Source organism: Acinetobacter sp. 148, assembly GCF_031196675.1.
Lineage (GTDB): Bacteria > Pseudomonadota > Gammaproteobacteria > Pseudomonadales > Moraxellaceae > Acinetobacter > Acinetobacter baumannii.
The window spans coordinates 57,154-76,295 of the sequence record NZ_JAVIMT010000078.1 but is presented as its reverse complement, the minus strand read 5'-3'; the positions used below and the strand labels follow the sequence as shown (position 1 = coordinate 76,295).

Genomic DNA, 19,142 nt, shown 5'->3' with positions numbered 1-19,142 from the left:
GGGTGCAGTTCAGGACGGGAGGGGGACGCCCCGCGCGTGCTGGTTCTACGAGTCCAGTCTGTCAACCCCCTTTCGTTCTACCACCCTAAATTAATTCGCGGTAATTCGGTGGTAGAACTCCATTTTTTAAGGAGTTGACTATGCCACTTTTCAAACTCATTTTCTCTCTTATTTAACTATTTTATTGATTTAAAATTTGGTTTTTTACGCCCTATTTTTTAAATTTATAAATTATTTTTTATTTTTAAAATTTTATTTCCCTGTATGCATGGGAGGATTAATTATTACCTAAAAAATTATTTTAATTTTTAAACAGATTATATTTTTATTCTACTCATAGATATAAATCATTATGAGAATAATATGACATTTTATAAACCTTTTTTGGCTTTAAGTTTTGTTCTAGTGAGCTTGGGTATTTCAGGCTGTAACCTTCACACTCAGCAAGAGTTTGAAAAAATTTGCCTATCGGGTGGGCATAGTAAGACCAGTTGCGAATGTATTTACCAGCGACTCGAACAAACCTATTCCCCGAAGCTTATGCAGCGCCTAGAACATGTCAGTTTGCAAAGTCCTGTTCTCCCACGGGACTTTGCCCCTACTTTTTTAAGCACCATGCAGCGGTGTGACAAAAATAGTCTGGGCTAAGCGTTGGCTTAGCTATTTATCTCTGTGTCGCAATGGTGTTGTACTTTAAATCAGCGCAAAAAATTAAAGTCTGTTGTGGCACAGAGTCCTAAGCCTAATTCAAGATAAGATATATAAAAGACAATCTTGTACGCTTTATCCTACAAACTTTTAAGGTTTTTGCGGATTGGCGATGCCCTACTTTTTTCCTAATATGAAGCCATACAGGAACAGGATGTTCCGGAACACAAAACAACAATAATACGTTCAAGCACCAGGAACGTGAGATACGACAGGAGTCATATCTAATCACCAAATACGAAAAAGCCCGACAGGATGTCGGGCTTTTTTTATTTACGTTAAAAATAATCTAAAAGAAAATTCTTATAGAGTTTTATATACCACATATCTTTGAACCACTTGAGCGAGAGTAATTTCAGAATGAAGGCGGCCATTGTTGGCTTGAATGGTTTTTGCAGAAGCTAAATTAGATTTATAGCAATGTATATGTAACTCTGTTAAGCCTAGTTTCCATGCTTCCTGAATTGTAAGTTCCAACAATTTCGAGCCAAAATTCTGTCCACGCTTAGAGGGACGAATACCTAAACCAATATGCCCACCACAATATTCAATCTGTTCATTGAGTTTAAGGCGCAAGTTAGATGCACCAATAACTTCATTATCTTCTACTAACCAATATGTAATGTTAGGAACATGCCCTTCTTCTAGGGACTCCCCTTTTTCATAATCTCTTAGTTTATTCAAAAAACTTTCAAAATCTGTATGGTCAAACTCTGTTGTCAAAGGGTGGCGATCTTCATCTGCTAATTCATTGATATAGTTGTTATAGCTTTCTTTAAACTTTAAATGAGGTTTTACCAAAATAACGGTCATTTATTACTCCCAAAAAGTTGTTCTTTTTATAAGCAGAATTTAAAAATAACATAATGTTATCAATAACAACTCTTTTTCTTCTCACAGCCCTAAAGGATTACTCATAAAAGAGGCCCTACCTATCCGCTTGCATGTCTCTAGTACAACCGATTTCCGAAGTCATTCACTCATGTAAGATTTTTCTTACAAGCTTTTAAGGATTTTGCGGATTGGCGACACTCTGCTTTTTTCCTAATATGAAGTCATACAGGAACAGGATGTTCCGGAACATAAAACAACAATAATACGTTCAAGCACCAGGAGCGTGAGATACGACAGGAGTCATATCTAATCACCAAATACAAGAAAGCCCGACAGGATGTCGGGCTTTTTTTATGCTTATTAAAAAATGATATTTACACTCACCTATAGCGGGGTATGCGCCTGTTCTTGCTTTTTATGGCGAATCCAACGCACCACCCAAATAACCGCAATCAGTACCACTATTGCAACAAGCGCAGGCACCAGCATAGCTGAAACTGAAAGTAAGATTGCTCCAATCCACTCACCTGTCGCAACGATAAAATTACCCAAGCCACCCGTGGTTGCAGTTGAAACACCACGTGCAGCAACGGTACTCATTTGCACCACACCTGCCGTACCACCACCGACAATAATGGCTGCTGCCCAACTGGCAAACTGAGACATTTCTCCACTACTGACCGCCATTGTCGCTAATGTACCCGCAATCATAGCCGCAGGGGTTGCGACTGTGTCTAAGGCATTATCGACCCACGGGATATAGTAAGCTGCGACTTCACACACCGTTGCCACACCTAAAGCCAAACATACCGATGGCAGAGCTAACCATTCAAAACCTTTGGATGGCTCAAACCAACCCATCATGGTGGCAATGCTCATAACCAGTAGCGGCACAAACACCCGAAAACCGCAGGCCGCGCTCAGGCCCACACCAATACATAAACCCAATATTGTTTCCATAACGGTTTCCTTCTTTATGCCCATCACGGGTCTTGTTATGTAAGTCTTATTTTTAAATTAACAAAAAGCCCCATCGGGTGACAGGGCTTTTTGTTAAATGCGAACGCAAATATTATTTCATTCTTAACGTTTAAATTGCGTGCAGTAGCATTTCGTGCAAGGTGGTAAAGGGTCGGTATTAATTTCTAAAAACACTCTATGTCCGCACTGAGCACAGAAATAGAAGCCTGTTCCGGGTTTTTCGCCAGCTGTTACCATGATTACATTCCTATAATCGTATATATATTAAACAGGAATATAACCCAGTTAGAGTGATTGTCAATTGTCCATTTCGCCCGATGATGATGGCATAAATGCAAAAAATGTTATTTGTACGATTTATCTTACACAGATTTAGGGATTTAGCGGATTGGCTGTCCCCTGCTTTTTTTCTAATATGAACTCATACAGGAACAGGATGTTCCGGAACATAAAACAACAATAATAGGTTCATGCATCAGGATCGTGAGATACGACAGGAGTCATATCTAGCAACCAAATACGAAAAAGCCCGACAGGATGTCGGGCTTTTTTATTGATCTAAGATAATTGCGGAACTTCGATTAAGTTAACCGTAAATAAATTTAGAATATCTTCTCTGTCCATAAAGATTATTTGACTTCTCTTATTAGCATCAAGTTTATTTCCCAACCAATTTCTTGCTGCTTTAGTAATTTCGCCACCTGCAATAATATAAGCATGATCAACTAAAACTCTTTTATTTGTTTCAGGATCAAAAATCTCATGTCCTAACATCATTGTAGTTTGGTTATAAATTTCAGCAATATTATGATTCCCTGCTTTAGTCATTCCAGAAGAATCTAATTTTCCTTTCTTAACTTGTATCCCAAAATAAATTATATGTTGGGTGGGCAGCGTAAATTTCATCCAAATATCTTTTCCATATTCTAAAGCTTTGTCTTTATGTCCAGCTACCGTGATTCTTTGAAAACCCAATATTCTAAATAAAGGTAATAAAATTTTTTCAATTAACTCATCTTCTGAACATCGCTCTAAAAAGTTTATAAGTAATTCTCTTTTCTTTAGCTCATCTTCTGTGAATGGTCTATGTGGATTTTCATTTGGTTTTATTAAATTATTGGTTCTTATATTTCTTACATATAAAATATTATCGTTTCCATAAAAAGCTTCGAATCCTTCCCGACTTAATGGTTTATTCAATTCCATTAATGCATTTATTCTTTCAGGATCATCTTCTGTTGCATCAGACTTATACATTAATATCCTAAGCAGATTGATAAATTTCTCAGGTAAAGAGTCTTTTGCACAAGGTTCTTCCAATAATTCCTTTAATCTTTCTGCTGTCCACCACCATCTAGTACTACCATCATGTACATAAGGTAAATCACATTCATCAAAAAACTGTGTAATATAAAAACTACTTCTATAAGGAAAATATTGCCTATCACCCACAATACAGTCTGCAATATCTTTTAAATTTCTATCTCTAAACCTCATAAAAGCCTCTAAAAAATAAAGAAACCTACTTTAAAGTAGGCTCTTTTTTAAAGAATATCAATAATTTTCAATTAAGTAGTATGGCACGCGTTTGCACACCAGTAACAACCATTTATTCTATTATTCGGCCAATTCGATTTAGCTTGAGCTACTGCTTGTTGGCAATTAACAAAATTACCTATTGAGACTTGATTTTCTATACTTGGTAAATAATTACATCCTTTCGTAGCATTATGTACTTCGTGATCTCCATTATATTGTGGATTTTTATTGATAATATAATGATCCATTGTTTACCCCATATTTATAAAGTTAAGAGGCTTAAAAAAACAAAGCCATATTTAAAATATGGCTTTGTTGTACAAAAATCAATCTATTTTTTACTATTTAATCAAGCCACTTGGCCTTCTAAAAAGTCTTGCGCAAAACGCTGTAATACACCGCCCGCTTCATATACAGAAACTTCTTCTTCCGTATCTAAACGGCAAGTCACAGGTACTTCAAGAATCTCTTCTTTACCATCCGCTGTGGCACGTTCAATCACTAAAGTTAAAGTCGAACGCGGCGCAATATTACCAATCACGCTATAAAGCTCTGTACCATCTAGCTTCAAAGTCTTGCGGTTTACACCCGGTTTAAACTCAAGCGGTAACACGCCCATACCCACCAAGTTAGTACGGTGAATACGCTCAAAACCTTCTGCTACAATCGCTTCAACACCTGCAAGGCGTACCCCTTTTGCAGCCCAGTCACGGCTTGAACCCTGACCGTAGTCAGCACCCGCGATAATAATTAACGGCTGTTTACGGTTCATGTAGGTTTCAATTGCTTCCCACATACGCATCACTTCGCCTTCTGGCTCTACACGCGCTTTTGAACCTTGCTTAATGGTACCGTCTGAACGGCGAACCATTTCGTTATACAGTTTCGGGTTTGCAAATGTTGCACGTTGGGCAGTCAAGTGGTCACCACGGTGCGTTGCGTATGAGTTGAAGTCTTCTTCTGGTACGCCCATTTTGTGAAGATATTCACCCGCAGCCGAGTCCATCAAAATCGCATTTGAAGGTGACAAATGGTCGGTGGTGATGTTGTCACCCAAAATCGCAAGCGGACGCATGTTCGCCAAAGTACGTGGTGCAGCCAACGCCCCTTCCCAATATGGTGGACGGCGGATGTAAGTACTTTGCGGACGCCAGTCGTAAAGTGGGCTCTTCGCTTGTTCAACTTCACCCAAGTCAAACATTGGAATGTAGACTTTACGGAACTGTTCAGGCTTCACGGCTTGCTTAACTAACGCATCAATTTCAGCGTCGGATGGCCAGATGTCTTTGAGGTAAATCGGGTTACCTTCTTTGTCATAACCTAACGCATCTTTTTCGATGTCAAAACGGATCGTACCTGCAATTGCATATGCCACAACAAGCGGTGGAGATGCCAAGAACGCTTGTTTTGCATAAGGATGGATACGGCCATCGAAGTTACGGTTACCAGAGAGTACTGCGGTTGCGTACAAGTCACGGTCAATAATTTCTTGCTGAATAGCAGGATCTAACGCACCAGACATACCGTTACACGTTGTACAAGCGTAAGCCACAATACCAAAACCAAGCTTTTCTAAGTCTTTTAGAACGCCCGCTTCTTCAAGGTAAAGTGCAGCCGCTTTTGAACCCGGTGCAAATGATGATTTCACCCAAGGTTTACGAACTAAACCTAGCTCATTTGCCTTACGTGCCAACAAACCTGCCGCCACGGTGTTACGTGGGTTAGAGGTATTGGTACATGAAGTAATTGCAGCAATAATGATTGCGCCATCTGGCATTAAGCCATCAGAACGGTTTTCAACTACACCCGCAATGCCTTTTTCTTTTAGGTCGCTGGTTGAAACACGTGCATGCGGGTTTGATGGACCAGCAATGTTACGTGTAACTGTCGATAGATCAAAACGTAGTACACGTGGGTACTCTGCTTTGGTCATTTCAGATGCCCAAAGGCCGATTTCTTTTGCGTACTGTTCAACCAATGCCACTTGAGCATCTTCACGGCCTGTTAGGCGTAAGTAGTCGATTGTGTTTTGGTCGATGTAGAACATCGCAGCCGTAGCGCCATATTCTGGTGTCATGTTCGAAATGGTTGCACGGTCACCCACAGACATGCTGTCAGCGCCTTCACCAAAGAACTCAAGGTAAGCACCAACCACACGCTCTTTACGCAAGAATTCAGTTAGAGCTAACACGATATCTGTTGCAGTAATGCCTGCCTGACGTTGACCAACCAACTCAACACCAATAATGTCTGGCAGACGCATCCAAGATGCACGGCCCAACATTACGTTTTCAGCTTCTAAACCACCTACACCCACAGAAATTACGCCCAAAGCGTCTGTATGTGGTGTATGTGAGTCTGTACCGACACATGTGTCTGGGAATGCTACGCCATCACGCGCCTGAATCACCGGAGACATTTTCTCTAGGTTAATCTGGTGCATAATGCCGTTCCCCGCAGGGATCACATCGACATTTTTAAATGCTGTTTTGGTCCACTCAATAAAGTGGAAACGGTCTTCGTTACGGCGGTCTTCAACAGCACGGTTTTTTGCAAAAGCGTCTGGGTCAGCACCACCGTATTCCACTGCTAAAGAGTGGTCAACAATGAGCTGTGTTGGTACAACTGGGTTAACTTTAGATGGGTCGCCGCCCTTCTCAGCAATCGCATCACGCAAACCTGCAAGGTCAACCAATGCAGTTTGACCCAAGATGTCATGACACACCACGCGCGCTGGATACCAAGGAAAGTCCAAGTCCTGACGGCGTTCAATCAACTGCGTTAAATAAGCAGTTAAGTTCTCGGCATCGGCACGGCGTACCAATTGCTCTGCGAGTACTTTAGAGGTGTAAGGCAGTTTTTCGTATGCGCCTGGCTGAATATCTTCAACGGCTTGACGCACGTCGTAGTATTCAAGCTGGGTACCTGCCAGCGGTTTACGGTATTTTGTGTTCATTAACCACGCTCCGCCAATGGTTTAAATTCGAGGTTTTCAGGGCCTGTGTAGTTCGCGCTTGGACGAATGATTTTGCCGTCTTGGCGTTGTTCAATTACGTGTGCTGACCAACCTGCTGTACGTGCAATTACGAATAACGGTGTAAACATTGCAGTTGGAACACCCATTAAGTGATAGCTCACCGCACTGAACCAGTCGAGGTTCGGGAACATGTTTTTCACTTCTTTCATTACTGCTTCTAAACGCTCAGCAATGAGGTACATTTTGGTGTTCTCTTGCGCTTCTGCTAAGTCATGCGCCACTTTCTTGATCACTTCGTTACGTGGGTCAGAAACTGTATATACAGGGTGACCAAAACCGATCACGACTTCTTTATTTTCAACACGTTTACGGATGTCCGCTTCTGCTTCATCTGGATTGTCGTAACGTTGTTGAATCACGAATGCAACTTCGTTTGCACCACCGTGCTTAGGTCCGCGAAGTGCACCAATACCGCCTGTAATTGCCGAGTACATGTCAGAACCTGTACCTGCAACCACGCGTGACGTAAATGTAGATGCGTTGAACTCATGCTCAGCATACAAAATAAGTGATGTATGCATCGCTTGAATCCACTCTTCACATGGTTTTTCGCCATGAAGTAAGTGCAAGAAATGCGCTGCAATTGAGTCGTCATCAGTTTCAACTTCAATGCGACGACCGTTGTTGCTGAAGTGGTACCAATAAAGCAGCATTGAACCTAAGCTTGCCATTAATTTGTCAGCAATGTCTTTTGCGCCAGCTTCGTTGTGGTCTTCATGTTCTGGAGTTAAACAACCTAGTACTGATACGCCTGTACGCATCACGTCCATTGGGTGTGCAGATGGTGGTAATTGCTCAAGTGCAGTTTTAAGTGCTGCCGGTAAGCCACGAAGTGCTTTTAATTTTGCTTTATAGGCTTTGAGTTCAGCTTTGTTTGGTAATTTGCCATGTACAAGCAAGTGAGCAACTTCTTCAAACTCGCTACCTGCCGCAAGGTCAAGAATGTCATAGCCACGATAGTGCAAGTCGTTACCGCTACGTCCTACGGTACATAGTGCTGTGTTGCCTGCAACTTGTCCACTTAGTGCAACTGATTTTTTTGGTTTGAAGCCTGTTGTTGTTTCATTTGAGCTCATAGAATCATCCTTTATATCAACCAGAATTTGTTGTTTGTTCAATTTTTACTTGGGTGAAAACGCGACAGCGTCTTGCCGAGTTCTCATCCATTTTTTGGATTAACCTGCCGTTCGCCTTACTTTTCACGGATGAAAAGTAAGCAAAAATCCTTGTTGGTCTGACGATATATCCCTATATCGCAGTCCAACGTAGCGGCATCCATGCCGCCCTCACGATAGCCAAGACCATCGCTTCCCCTTCTTTTAAAAGAGGGCTTATTTATTTCTTTTTAGCAAATGCGTTGTCTAAGTAGTCTTCAAACGCGTAGTAGTTAATGCGTTCATATAACTCTTTACGCGTTTGCATAATATCAACCACATTCTTTTGCGTGCCTTCTTTACGCAAGGTTTCATACACAGTTTCGGCTGCCTTGTTCATGGCACGGAAAGCAGAAAGCGGATAAAGCGCAAGGCTTACATCAGCAGATGCCAACTCTTCAGTGGTAAACAGTGGTGTAGAACCAAACTCGGTAATGTTTGCCAAAATTGGTACGCCTGTCTTCTGAGCAAATTGCTTGTACATATCAAGCTCGGTAATTGCTTCAGGGAACAACATGTCTGCACCTGCCTCAATGTAGGCACCCGCACGGTCAATTGCCGCTTGTAAGCCTTCAACCGCTAACGCATCAGTACGCGCCATAATCACGAAGCTGTCATCACCACGCGCATCAACCGCAGCTTTAATACGGTCAACCATTTCTTCTTGAGTCACAATGGCTTTGTTCGGACGGTGACCACAACGTTTTGCACCCACTTGGTCTTCAATGTGCATTGCCGCAGCACCAAACTTGATCAGTGCTTTTGTAGTACGCGCAATGTTAAATGCAGAAGCACCAAAACCTGTGTCAGCATCGACCAATAATGGAAGATCACATACATCAGTAATACGGCGTACGTCAGTCAACACATCATCAAGGTTACTGATTCCTAAATCAGGTAAGCCTAAAGAACCAGCTGCTACACCACCACCTGATAAGTAAATCGCTTTATAACCTGCACGTTTTGCCAAAAGTGCATGATTGGCATTGATGGTTCCAACCACTTGTAATGGCTTTTCTTGGGCTACGGCATCGCGAAATAGCTGACCTGCGGATTGTTTAGCCATTGTTATGTTCTCCTTGTGCTTGTAGCAGTGTTTGCTCAATAATTTTGTAAGAAGCATTGATATGTCGATGCATGAGCAGCTCGGCAAGTTCACCATCGCCTTCTGCAATTGCATCTAAAATACGGATATGTTCGTCCCAAGCTTTGCTTGGACGATCGGGTGTGTTTGAAAACTGAATTCGGTACATACGGATGAGGTGATAAAGCTCATCACATAGCATTTTTTCTAGGGTTTTATTGCCACTACTTTTGATAATGCAGTAGTGAAAATCGTCCTGCCCTTCTTGCAAGTAATATCCTTTACCTGCTTTAAAGTTTTCATCTTCAGCATGCATACGCAATACATCACGTAATGCCAAGATTTGCTTTTTATCAATATGCTGTGCAGCAAGTTTGCAAGCCAGACCCTCTAAAGAAGCCCGAATTTGGTAAAGCTCTTTAAACTGTTGCAGTGAGAGCGAAACCACGCGCGCGCCCACATGAGCTGTGCGCTCAACCAAACGTTGACCTTCAAGGCGATGAATTGCTTCACGCAAAGGCCCACGACTAATGCCGTAAGTGCGCGCCAGTTCAGGTTCAGAAATTTTGCTGCCTGCCGGAATTTGACCCAAAACAATCGCCGTCTGTATTTGCTTAAATACATGCTCGGTCAGTGTTCTTCCCTGACTTTGTAGTGGCTCTGGCGCGAAGGTCAAATCTTGCATATTGTCGACAATTTTTAATCAATTATGAGTTTTATAGCGGGATGAATGAAAAAAATCAAGGTGATTGTTGACACTTTTCAGAACGCATCAGGTCAATTTTTATCGTTCGGCCTGTTACCTCACCTTATATTTAAACCATTAAACCACTTACAAATTAGTCTTTATAAAACAGATATTTAATATTATTTTACCTATAAATTTATGATACTTTTTTAGTTGCTTTTCGACCTCTAATCTTTTGTTTCAAACTTTAGTCTACAACCAATGTATTACAGCAAGATTGTAGACAATCTGCTTGAATAAAAGCATGTGTTAGAAATTAGTTTCTATTTACCGTAATTTCTTTTAAATCTTTTTATCATTTTCATCCAGAAAATATCGATATTAGTGAAATTATCAGGTGCTTCACGGTAGCTTTATTGATACATTATTGAGCATCGACATAGTTGTGGCGTATTTTTCGAGACAGAAAAAACCCAGCACTATGCATATTGTTGAATGAAAGGACTTTTTTGATGTTTCAACATATCCCCCCATACGCAGGCGATCCAATTCTCTCTTTAATGGAACAGTTCAATGCTGATACTCGTTCTGAAAAAGTAAACTTGAGTATTGGTCTTTATTATAACGAAGACAGCATTGTTCCTCAGTTAGAGACCATTATCGAGGCGCAAAAGCGTATTGAGCCTAAGAACGGTAAAACCAAACTTTATTTGCCAATGGAAGGCTTCAAACCTTACCGTGAAGCAATTCAAGCACTTTTATTTGGTGCAAACAGCCCAGCAGTTAAAGCTGGCCGTGCTGTAACCATCCAAACGCTTGGTGGTTCAGGTGCATTGAAAGTTGGTGCAGATTTTTTAAAAACTTATTTCCCAAATTCTGACGTTTGGGTAAGTCAACCAACTTGGGATAACCACGTTGCGATTTTCAATGGCGCTGGCATCAAAACTCATTTCTACCCATATTTCGATGCAGAAACGCGTGGTGTAGATTTTGATGGTATGCTTTCTACACTTAAAACTTTGCCTGAGCAAAGTATTGTGTTATTGCACCCATGCTGCCATAACCCAACGGGTGCTGACTTAAACCCAGCGCAATGGGACCAAGTAATTGCAGTATTAAAAGATCGTAACCTTATTCCATTCCTAGACATCGCTTACCAAGGTTTTGGTGACGGTATGGAAGAAGATGCGTATGCAATCCGTGCTTTAGACCAAGCGGGTCTAAACTTCATTGTGAGCAACTCGTTCTCTAAAATCTTCTCTTTATATGGCGAGCGCGTTGGCGGCTTAACTTTCGTTTGTGATGATGCAGAAGCTGCTCAGTGCACATTCGGTCAGTTAAAAGCGACTGTACGCCGTATTTACTCTAGCCCTCCTACAACAGGTGCTTGGTTAGTTGATGAAGTGTTAAATGACGCTGAACTTAACCAACAATGGCAAGGTGAAGTGAAAGAGATGCGTGAGCGTATTATTAAAATGCGTAGCATCTTGAAAGATGAACTTACTAAAGCACTACCAGACCGTGACTTTAGCTACCTTGTAAACCAAAAAGGTATGTTCAGTTACACAGGTTTAACTGCTGAGCAGGTTGATATCTTGCGTGAAGAATATGCAATCTACTTAGTACGTAGTGGCCGTATTTGTGTAGCAGGTTTAAACATGAACAATGTTTACACTGTTGCAAAAGCGATGGCTGAAGTGCTTGCTAAATCAGTAGAAGCAGCATAAATCATCTATTAAAAAAGGCGCTTCGGCGCCTTTTTTTATGTCTCAATATTACGATTTAGCCTTGCCCCAATATTTCAGTTTCGAGGTATGTCCAATACCTACGTTAAAGCTGTTGGTTGGGTCGAGTTTTTGGTAGAAATTGGCTAAGGCAGGTTTGGCAATATAGAGATGCCCAACATTATGCTCTGCCGGATATTCAGCACGGCGTGCATCGAGTAATTTCCACATTTGATGTTCCATTTCTAACGGGTCATGGCCCTTTTTAAGAATATAGTCTTGATGGAACACATGACAAAAGAAATGCCCATAATAGAGTTTATAGAGAATTTTGTTTTCCATCTCGGCTGGTAGTTGCTCTACCCATTCGCGGTCATTACGACGTAACGCAATATCAAGCGCCACAATATCTTCAACTTCACTACGGTGTGTATCGCGATAACGAATTGCAGCTCCTGCAATCGCAAAACGGTGTAAGAATGCCTTTCGACCTTCCTCTTCACTACATACGAAATAGTTACCTGACTGATGCACAGTAAAATATTCTTTTAAAAACTGCTCTGTCTGTGCTTTCGAATTATTTTCGACACGTAAAACCAAATGGTGCTCATAACGGTCTCGATACTCGGTCATACGCTTAGGCAAATGACTCGGTAAAAAGAAGGTAATCGCCTGTAAAATCTGGTCTGTTAAGCCTTTAATTTTAAATTTTTCTAAAAAGCCATCAACTTTGTCTTTCATCGCGAAAGCTTTTGGAACATTGGCTGTACCAAACTTTTCAATAAATAAAAACGTGTCTTTTCCGTACTTTTCACCAATCAAGTAAGCATCTCGATGAATATATTCACCCGCAATCGGTAGGCTTGGCAGTGAGGTCAGTAAGTAACGACGAATGGCCGTTAAATCATCGGCATCATTACTACCAATATAAAAAACACTGCTTTCTACTTTTTCATAGGTATCAAGGCGTACAGCAAACACACAGACTTTACCTGCCGAACCTGATGCTTCAAACAATCGTGACGGGTCTGCATTAAAACGAGCAGGCGTATCTTCATCGACCTGAGTCACGTCGTGCGCATAGCGATGGTCCGATGCCTGCTTTTCGTTGTCATCTAAAATATCTACGGCTTGGTATTGCTGCTTCTCTAAACGAGTCAAAATTTCTTCGGGTGTCGAGCCCAAATTTACGCCTAAATGATTCACCAGCTCTAATTGACCAGCAGCATTGACCTGAGCATATAATGCCAGTTCCGTATACGCAGGACCACGGCGTACCAGTGCACCACCAGAGTTATTACACACACCACCAAGTACCGATGCACCAATACAAGATGAACCAATCACCGAATGTGGTTCACGATTATAGCCTTTTAAAATTTGCTCTAAATTATCTAAGGTCGCACCCGGTAAACAAATGACTTGCTTGCCGTCATGGATGACTTGAATACCCTTTAAACGGCGGGTACTCATAACCAAAACAGGACGATCATAGTCATCGCCATATGGCGTTGAACCACCAGTGAGTCCTGTATTGGCCGCCTGCATAATCACAATACAGTCTGCCTCAATTGCAGCTTGTAGCACCTGCCATTGCTCTAGCAAGGTCCCTGGTACCACCACTGCAAGCACTTTCCCCTCACCAAAACGACGACCTTGACGGTACTGACGCGTACTTTGGTCATCGGTCAAAACATAAGAACGCCCTACAATATTCTGTAAATGTTCGATTACTGCTTGAGGAGAAAATGTTTGCATGATGGTTTCCTTTTGGTCATCCATTTATCAAATTAGACCAACACGACGGGATCTTACCGTTTGTAATTTATAATTTAATTAGCTCATTCTCTAATGTGAATCAGCCCTATATTTACTATCGTGGTGGCGGCATGGATGCCGCCTGTTGAGCAACCGTACAAGGAAGTACGGTTTGCTCAACAAAAGGTTTTTGGTTACTTTTGACCTTTCAAAAGTGACAAATGCCTATACGTAAAACATCAGCAAATCACCAAATTTTGAGGCTGTGCTTACTGCTTCACTTACTATGTCTTAAAGTCCTTGTTTAATCGCCTGTACTAAACAATCCGCATTAATATCCGAAATCGACTTAGCACCCGTGAGCGTCATCGCAACACGCATTTCCTTATCAATTAAATCAAGTAAGTTCGACACACCTTGTCCACCTGCTGCTGCCAAGGCATAAACAAACGCACGGCCAAGTAAAACGGTATCGGCCCCAAGCGCCAACATACGCACTACATCTAAACCATTACGAATGCCTGAGTCAGCCAAAATCGCCAAATCACCTTTAACTGCGTCGGCAATTGCAGGTAATGCACGAGCAGATGACATCACACCATCTAACTGACGACCGCCATGATTTGATACCACAATCCCGTCAGCACCAAAACGCACAGCATCTTTGGCATCTTCAGGATCTAAAATGCCTTTAATCACCATTGGGCCATCCCAAAATTCACGTATCCACTCAAGGTCTTTCCATGAAATTGATGGGTCAAAGTTCGAGCCTAACCAGCCAATATAGTCTTCAAGCCCAGTCGGTTTACCTAAATATTTAGAGATATTCCCGAGGTCATGCGGACGTCCCATTAAGCCAACGTTCCATGACCAGTGCGGATGAAATACTGATTGCATATAACGGCGCATCGCAGCATTTGGCCCACTCATACCCGAATGAGCATCACGATAACGTGCACCTGGTACAGGCATATCTACGGTAAATACCAGTGTTGAACAACCTGCTGCTTTTGCACGTTCCAAAGCATTACGCATAAAACCACGGTCACGTAACACATAAAGCTGAAACCACATCGGGCGATTAATTGCAGGTGCAACTTCCTCAATCGGACAAACTGAAACCGTTGAAAGCGTAAATGGAATACCTTTTTTATCGGCTGCCATTGCGGCTTGTACTTCACCACGGCGTGCATACATACCTGTTAAACCCACAGGAGCCAAGGCAACTGGCATTGACAGCGTTTCATTAAACAGTTTTGTCTCTAAACTCAACGCGGACATGTCATTCAGCACACGCTGACGCAATGCAATTTCTGACAAATCTTGTACGTTACGCTTTAAGGTATATTCCGCATACGCTCCACCATCAATATAGTGAAATAAAAATGGGGGTAAGCGACGTTGTGCCGCAGCACGATAATCATTGCCAGAAGAAATAATCATTTTGAATCAACTCTATTTAAACGGTTTGCACGTTTCTGGCGAGCTTCGTCTTCATCCAGAGAACGCACATGATTAATCACAAATTCAATATGACCGCAGACAGCTTGGCGTGCGGCCTCGGGATCTTTACGATCAATAGCATCCATCACCTGAAAATGCTGCTCGCTGAGCAAGTCACCATTTACGGGGTCGTTATAAACTTTTTTACGCCCTAACAAGACGTTGTATTGCAGCAAATCAAATAGACTTCGCATCATTTGAATCAGCACCACATTGTGAGATGCTTCAGCAATCGCTAAGTGGAATTCAGCATCCGCGACCGCAGCCTGTGCTGAGTCACCTGCATTTTGGTGGCGGCTAATTTCATTAAAATAATGATGAATTTTGGCGCGATCTTCTGGGGTCGAACGTAACGCGGCATACCATGCAGTCCCCCCTTCAAGTACCAAACGCGCCTCTTGCACATCAAAACGGTATAACGGATCTTCTTCAATCAGGTTACTAATCGGGTTCACAATCAGTTGCTGTGGCCATTGTTCAGGTAATTGCTGAATATAAGTTCCATCGCCACGGCGACTAATCAGTACACCTTGACTATTGAGCTGTTGAATTGCTTCACGCAAAGACGGACGAGAAACTCCTAAGCTAGTTGCAAGCTGGCGCTCGGCAGGCAAACGATCACCTTTTTTCATGTGACGCTCTTCAATTAATGCCTGCAATTTCATGACCACTTGATCGGAGATTCTCATCGCGTTTCCTTCACTGGAGTTATGGAATCATCCACGGCACCAGATAAGCCTGAACCGTAATAATGATGCCAACAAAGACAGTGAATATGATGCTATGTTTTACCGTGAAACGGAACAAGTCAGATTCTTTTCCAACTAACCCTACCGCTGCACAAGCAATGGCAATCGACTGAGGAGAAATCATTTTACCTGTCACACCACCGCTGGTATTAGCAGCGACCAATAACACTTCCGGAATACCAATTTGCTGAGCTGTAGTTGCCTGTAGTGCCGAGAACAAAGCATTTGAAGAAGTGTCTGAACCAGTAAGGAACACACCAAGCCAACCCAAAAATGGCGAGAAGAAAGTAAACGCATGACCCGTATGCGATAGAGCCAAAGCCAAAGTTGCAGATAAACCTGAATAGTTCGCAATAAAAGCAAATGCCAACACCATACCAATCGAGTAAATCGGTGTTTTTAACTCATTGAGCGTTTCACCGAAGGTTGTTACTGCCTCACTTGCTTTCATTTTTAAGAAAATAACTGTGATGATCGCAGCAATAAAAATTGCAGTACCTGTTGCAGAGAACCAGTCAAACTTATAAATCGCTTCGTATGGTTTCATCTCGGACACAATCGGTGGCATTTTCTCGACCAATTTATGCAAATACGGTACTTCAAGTTTAAAAATCCAGTGTTCAAGAGCACCATCTTTTGCAAATAATGCTTTAAATGGCTTAACGCTCCAGATCGTGACCATTACCGTTAAAATAGCAAATGGAGACCATGCCTTTGCAATTTTCCCAATGCTATAACGTTGAACTGTTGTAGGTTGCTGAGTCAAAGTCTGACCCGCTTCAGGTTCAAAACGGAAAATATGTTTTGGTTTCCAAACACGGAATAACAACGTCAGGCTGACCAATGAAGCAATTGCTGCGGTAATGTCTGGTAACTCAGGGCCAATAAAGTTAGAGGTGAGATACTGAGCAATCGCAAAAGCACCACCACCGACCAATACCGCAGGCCAAGTTTCCTTAACACCACGCCAGCCATCCATAATCGCCATAATCCAGAACAGCACAATAATGGTTAAAAATGGCAACTGACGACCCACCATCTGGCTAATTTCCATAGTGTCTACACCGGAAACCTGCCCCGCCACAATAATTGGAATACCCATTGCACCGAATGCAACTGGTGCTGTATTTACAATTAAACATAAACCAGCAGCGTAAAGTGGCTTAAACCCTAAGCCGACAAGTAGTGCTGCGGTAATTGCGACAGGAGCACCAAAGCCCGCAGCTCCTTCAAGGAAAGTACCAAATGCGAAACCAACGAGTAACATTTGCAGACGTTGGTCTTCGGTAATAGATAGAATGCTTGAGCGGATAACTTCAAACTGGCCTGTTTTTACCGAAATCTTGTATAGAAAAACTGCCCCGATAATGATCCATGAAATTGGCCATAGACCGTAGAAGAAACCGTAAATGATTGACGCAAAGGCCATTTGACCAGGCATTTGATAGAAAAATAGCGCAATCAGTAATGCAATAATAACTGTGCCCGTACCCGCGATACTGCCTTTTAAACGAAAAACAGCCAAGGCCAAAAAGAAGAAAATAATCGGGATTAATGCAACCGCACTAGACAGCCAAATATTATTTAAAGGGTCATAAAGTTGTTGCCACATATTGAGCATTGTCATCTCCTTGAAATGCCGGGGCGAATTTTTGTACCTTAAAATTTCAACATTTAACACAAATTGGTATGACCAATTAAAATTTAAGTGCAAATGTTTTTCCTTAAACCACAATGCGCATCATAAACACAGTTATTGGTAAGATCAATGATTAAATAATTACCATAATTGGTATGACCAATGTAACTAAGAAAAATCAAGCTATTTCTAATTTATTTATTCGACTAAAGTCGTAAAAAAGCTTCCTTATAAACTTAAATATGACCTACAGAAATGAAGTGCAAAATTTGAATATAAAAACTATAAACGTACCAATTTGATGATCTATGTATAATGTGCACACAACTCAAACCACATGTATTGAATTGAATAATGACTACTTTAACGTGTTTTAAAGCTTATGATATCCGAGGCAAACTCGGCACCGAATTGAATGAAGAAATCGCCTATAAAATTGGCCGCGCTTACGGACAAATCTATAAACCAAAAACTGTGGTTGTAGGTTGTGATATTCGTCTAAGCAGTGAGGCTTTAAAACAAGCGACCATCCGCGGTTTAAATGATGCGGGTGTGAATGTGCTTGATTTAGGCATGACGGGTACTGAAGAAGTGTACTTTGCCGCTTTTCATTTAGACGTACAAGGTGGTATAGAAGTAACTGCGAGTCATAACCCAATGGACTATAACGGTATGAAATTGGTTCGAGAAAATGCTCGTCCAATTAGTGCCGATACTGGTTTAAAAGAAATTCAGGCTTTAGCAGAGACCAATAACTTTGAAGAAGCTAGCCAAAAAGGTACAACGCAAAGCTATAACATTTTGCCTGAGTTCGTTGACCATCTACTGACTTATATTGAACCTGCAAAAATCCGTCCATTAAAGTTAGTGGTAAACGCGGGTAATGGTGCAGCTGGTCATGTGATTGATGCCATTGAAGAAAAATTTAAAGCGCTTAATGTACCGGTTGAATTTATTAAAATTCATCATGAAGCAGATGGTACTTTCCCAAATGGCATCCCTAACCCAATTTTAATTGAAAACCGTGACAGTACCCGAAATGCTGTTCTTGAGCATAAAGCAGATATGGGTATTGCATGGGACGGCGACTTTGACCGCTGTTTCTTGTTCGATGAAAAAGGACAATTCATTGAGGGCTACTATATTGTTGGCCTATTGGCTCAAGCTTTCTTAATCAAACAGTCAGGCGAAAAAATTGTGCATGACCCACGTTTAGTGTGGAACACATTTGATATCGTCGACGAATACAAAGGTGTTGCTGTACAGTCAAAATCGGGGCATGCATTTATTAAAGATGTTATGCGTGAACACAATGCCGTATATGGCGGTGAAATGAGTGCTCACCACTATTTCCGTGATTTTGCTTACTGTGACAGTGGTATGATTCCCTGGTTACTCACCATTGCTCTACTCTCTGAAACAGGACAATCTCTCTCAACACTCGTTGAAAATATGATTGCCAAGTTCCCTTGTAGTGGTGAAATCAACTTTAAAGTGGCTGATACACAGATCACTATTCAAAAGATTTTCGATTTTTATGCCGATCAAAATCCACAAATTGACCGTACTGATGGTGTAAGCCTCGACTTTGGCGCATGGCGCTTTAACGTACGCGCCTCAAACACTGAACCTTTGCTACGCCTCAACATTGAAAGCCGTGCAGATCGCCAAGCTCAGTCAATGCAACATTATGTAGATGAGTTGACGGGCTTAATTCAGTCTTAATAATTCCTATATAATAGAG

Annotated in this window: 17 protein-coding genes; 4 read left to right on the top strand and 13 right to left on the bottom strand. The window is 41.7% G+C overall.

Translation table 11 applies throughout. The annotated features are described in order from the left end of the window. The first annotated feature begins 363 nt into the window (after window positions 1–363). Complete coding sequence (locus RFX69_RS13680) at window positions 364–648, top strand: hypothetical protein (RefSeq protein WP_272382477.1); 285 nt, start codon at window positions 364–366, stop codon at window positions 646–648. Window positions 649–1,011: 363 nt separating this feature from the next. Here RFX69_RS13680 and RFX69_RS13675 read toward each other — a convergent pair whose 3' ends face one another. The 9 genes from RFX69_RS13675 to RFX69_RS13635 all read right to left on the bottom strand — a co-directional run bounded on the left by RFX69_RS13675 (window position 1,012) and on the right by RFX69_RS13635 (window position 10,022). Beyond that, window positions 1,012–1,521 carry a GNAT family N-acetyltransferase gene (locus tag RFX69_RS13675; protein ID WP_289332808.1) on the bottom strand — a complete coding sequence of 170 codons (510 nt, stop codon included), beginning with the start codon at window positions 1,519–1,521 and terminating at the stop codon, window positions 1,012–1,014. A gap of 405 nt (window positions 1,522–1,926) precedes the next feature. Further along, window positions 1,927–2,502: a DUF4126 domain-containing protein gene (locus tag RFX69_RS13670; protein ID WP_000447800.1), complete on the bottom strand. Its 576-nt coding sequence runs from the start codon at window positions 2,500–2,502 to the stop codon at window positions 1,927–1,929. A 123-nt stretch (window positions 2,503–2,625) separates the two neighbouring features. Next, on the bottom strand, window positions 2,626–2,760 hold the full coding sequence (locus RFX69_RS13665; RefSeq protein ID WP_001983336.1) for a zinc ribbon-containing protein: 135 nt from the start codon (window positions 2,758–2,760) through the stop codon (window positions 2,626–2,628). Between the two features lie 321 nt (window positions 2,761–3,081). Then, the gene (locus tag RFX69_RS13660) at window positions 3,082–4,020 is read right to left on the bottom strand and encodes a hypothetical protein (RefSeq protein WP_001212195.1); all 939 of its coding nucleotides are present in this window, start codon (window positions 4,018–4,020) and stop codon (window positions 3,082–3,084) included. Between the two features lie 71 nt (window positions 4,021–4,091). Continuing rightward, window positions 4,092–4,310, bottom strand: a complete 219-nt coding sequence (locus RFX69_RS13655) for a hypothetical protein (RefSeq protein ID WP_000350168.1) — start codon at window positions 4,308–4,310, stop codon at window positions 4,092–4,094. A 101-nt stretch (window positions 4,311–4,411) separates the two neighbouring features. Then, window positions 4,412–7,018 (bottom strand): Fe/S-dependent 2-methylisocitrate dehydratase AcnD, encoded by a 2,607-nt coding sequence (gene acnD / locus RFX69_RS13650; RefSeq protein ID WP_001093602.1) that lies wholly within the window; start codon window positions 7,016–7,018, stop codon window positions 4,412–4,414. Beyond that, a complete protein-coding gene (gene prpC / locus RFX69_RS13645) occupies window positions 7,018–8,175 on the bottom strand; it encodes a 2-methylcitrate synthase (protein ID WP_000097514.1) in 1,158 nt (385 codons plus the stop codon). The genes acnD and prpC overlap by 1 nt, the downstream gene beginning before the upstream one ends. A gap of 259 nt (window positions 8,176–8,434) precedes the next feature. Further along, window positions 8,435–9,319 carry a methylisocitrate lyase gene (prpB, locus tag RFX69_RS13640; RefSeq protein WP_001118922.1) on the bottom strand — a complete coding sequence of 295 codons (885 nt, stop codon included), beginning with the start codon at window positions 9,317–9,319 and terminating at the stop codon, window positions 8,435–8,437. Then, window positions 9,312–10,022, bottom strand: a complete 711-nt coding sequence (locus RFX69_RS13635; RefSeq protein ID WP_001153625.1) for a GntR family transcriptional regulator — start codon at window positions 10,020–10,022, stop codon at window positions 9,312–9,314. Before RFX69_RS13635 ends, prpB begins: the two co-directional genes overlap by 8 nt. Window positions 10,023–10,067: 45 nt before the next feature. Between RFX69_RS13635 and RFX69_RS13630 the strand changes: the two genes are divergently transcribed. Together RFX69_RS13630 and RFX69_RS13625 are read left to right on the top strand one after the other, a co-directional pair. Next, entirely contained in the window at window positions 10,068–10,202 is a 135-nt protein-coding gene (locus tag RFX69_RS13630; RefSeq protein ID WP_002014091.1) for a hypothetical protein, read from the top strand. A gap of 335 nt (window positions 10,203–10,537) precedes the next feature. Next, window positions 10,538–11,752: an amino acid aminotransferase gene (locus RFX69_RS13625; protein WP_000486246.1), complete on the top strand. Its 1,215-nt coding sequence runs from the start codon at window positions 10,538–10,540 to the stop codon at window positions 11,750–11,752. 48 nt (window positions 11,753–11,800) lie between these two features. Here the strand turns inward: RFX69_RS13625 and dld are convergent, their stop codons facing one another. From dld to lldP, 4 genes are all read right to left on the bottom strand, one after another. Beyond that, on the bottom strand, window positions 11,801–13,507 hold the full coding sequence (gene dld / locus RFX69_RS13620; RefSeq protein WP_289332807.1) for a D-lactate dehydrogenase: 1,707 nt from the start codon (window positions 13,505–13,507) through the stop codon (window positions 11,801–11,803). 291 nt (window positions 13,508–13,798) lie between these two features. Continuing rightward, window positions 13,799–14,950, bottom strand: a complete 1,152-nt coding sequence (gene lldD, locus RFX69_RS13615; protein ID WP_000587282.1) for an FMN-dependent L-lactate dehydrogenase LldD — start codon at window positions 14,948–14,950, stop codon at window positions 13,799–13,801. Next, entirely contained in the window at window positions 14,947–15,699 is a 753-nt protein-coding gene (lldR, locus tag RFX69_RS13610; RefSeq protein ID WP_001222772.1) for a transcriptional regulator LldR, read from the bottom strand. The genes lldD and lldR overlap by 4 nt, the downstream gene beginning before the upstream one ends. Window positions 15,700–15,718: 19 nt before the next feature. Then, on the bottom strand, window positions 15,719–17,386 hold the full coding sequence (lldP, locus tag RFX69_RS13605; protein WP_011857993.1) for an L-lactate permease: 1,668 nt from the start codon (window positions 17,384–17,386) through the stop codon (window positions 15,719–15,721). A gap of 366 nt (window positions 17,387–17,752) precedes the next feature. Between lldP and RFX69_RS13600 the strand changes: the two genes are divergently transcribed. Continuing rightward, entirely contained in the window at window positions 17,753–19,123 is a 1,371-nt protein-coding gene (locus tag RFX69_RS13600) for a phosphomannomutase CpsG (RefSeq protein WP_289332806.1), read from the top strand. The last annotated feature ends 19 nt before the right edge of the window (window positions 19,124–19,142 follow it).

Bases quoted from the DNA above. Each gene is read 5' to 3' on its own strand.
- RFX69_RS13680 (WP_272382477.1), top strand. From the start codon at position 364: ATGACATTTTATAAACCTTTTTTGGCTTTAAGTTTTGTTCTAGTGAGC.
- RFX69_RS13660 (WP_001212195.1), bottom strand. From the start codon at position 4,020: ATGAGGTTTAGAGATAGAAATTTAAAAGATATTGCAGACTGTATTGTG.
- RFX69_RS13630 (WP_002014091.1), top strand. From the start codon at position 10,068: ATGAAAAAAATCAAGGTGATTGTTGACACTTTTCAGAACGCATCAGGT.
- lldD (WP_000587282.1), bottom strand. From the start codon at position 14,950: ATGATTATTTCTTCTGGCAATGATTATCGTGCTGCGGCACAACGTCGC.
- lldR (WP_001222772.1), bottom strand. From the start codon at position 15,699: ATGAGAATCTCCGATCAAGTGGTCATGAAATTGCAGGCATTAATTGAA.
- RFX69_RS13635 (WP_001153625.1), bottom strand. From the start codon at position 10,022: ATGCAAGATTTGACCTTCGCGCCAGAGCCACTACAAAGTCAGGGAAGA.
- RFX69_RS13600 (WP_289332806.1), top strand. From the start codon at position 17,753: ATGACTACTTTAACGTGTTTTAAAGCTTATGATATCCGAGGCAAACTC.
- dld (WP_289332807.1), bottom strand. From the start codon at position 13,507: ATGCAAACATTTTCTCCTCAAGCAGTAATCGAACATTTACAGAATATT.
- RFX69_RS13655 (WP_000350168.1), bottom strand. From the start codon at position 4,310: ATGGATCATTATATTATCAATAAAAATCCACAATATAATGGAGATCAC.
- lldP (WP_011857993.1), bottom strand. From the start codon at position 17,386: ATGACAATGCTCAATATGTGGCAACAACTTTATGACCCTTTAAATAAT.
- RFX69_RS13670 (WP_000447800.1), bottom strand. From the start codon at position 2,502: ATGGAAACAATATTGGGTTTATGTATTGGTGTGGGCCTGAGCGCGGCC.
- RFX69_RS13665 (WP_001983336.1), bottom strand. From the start codon at position 2,760: ATGGTAACAGCTGGCGAAAAACCCGGAACAGGCTTCTATTTCTGTGCT.
- RFX69_RS13675 (WP_289332808.1), bottom strand. From the start codon at position 1,521: ATGACCGTTATTTTGGTAAAACCTCATTTAAAGTTTAAAGAAAGCTAT.
- RFX69_RS13625 (WP_000486246.1), top strand. From the start codon at position 10,538: ATGTTTCAACATATCCCCCCATACGCAGGCGATCCAATTCTCTCTTTA.
- prpB (WP_001118922.1), bottom strand. From the start codon at position 9,319: ATGGCTAAACAATCCGCAGGTCAGCTATTTCGCGATGCCGTAGCCCAA.
- prpC (WP_000097514.1), bottom strand. From the start codon at position 8,175: ATGAGCTCAAATGAAACAACAACAGGCTTCAAACCAAAAAAATCAGTT.
- acnD (WP_001093602.1), bottom strand. From the start codon at position 7,018: ATGAACACAAAATACCGTAAACCGCTGGCAGGTACCCAGCTTGAATAC.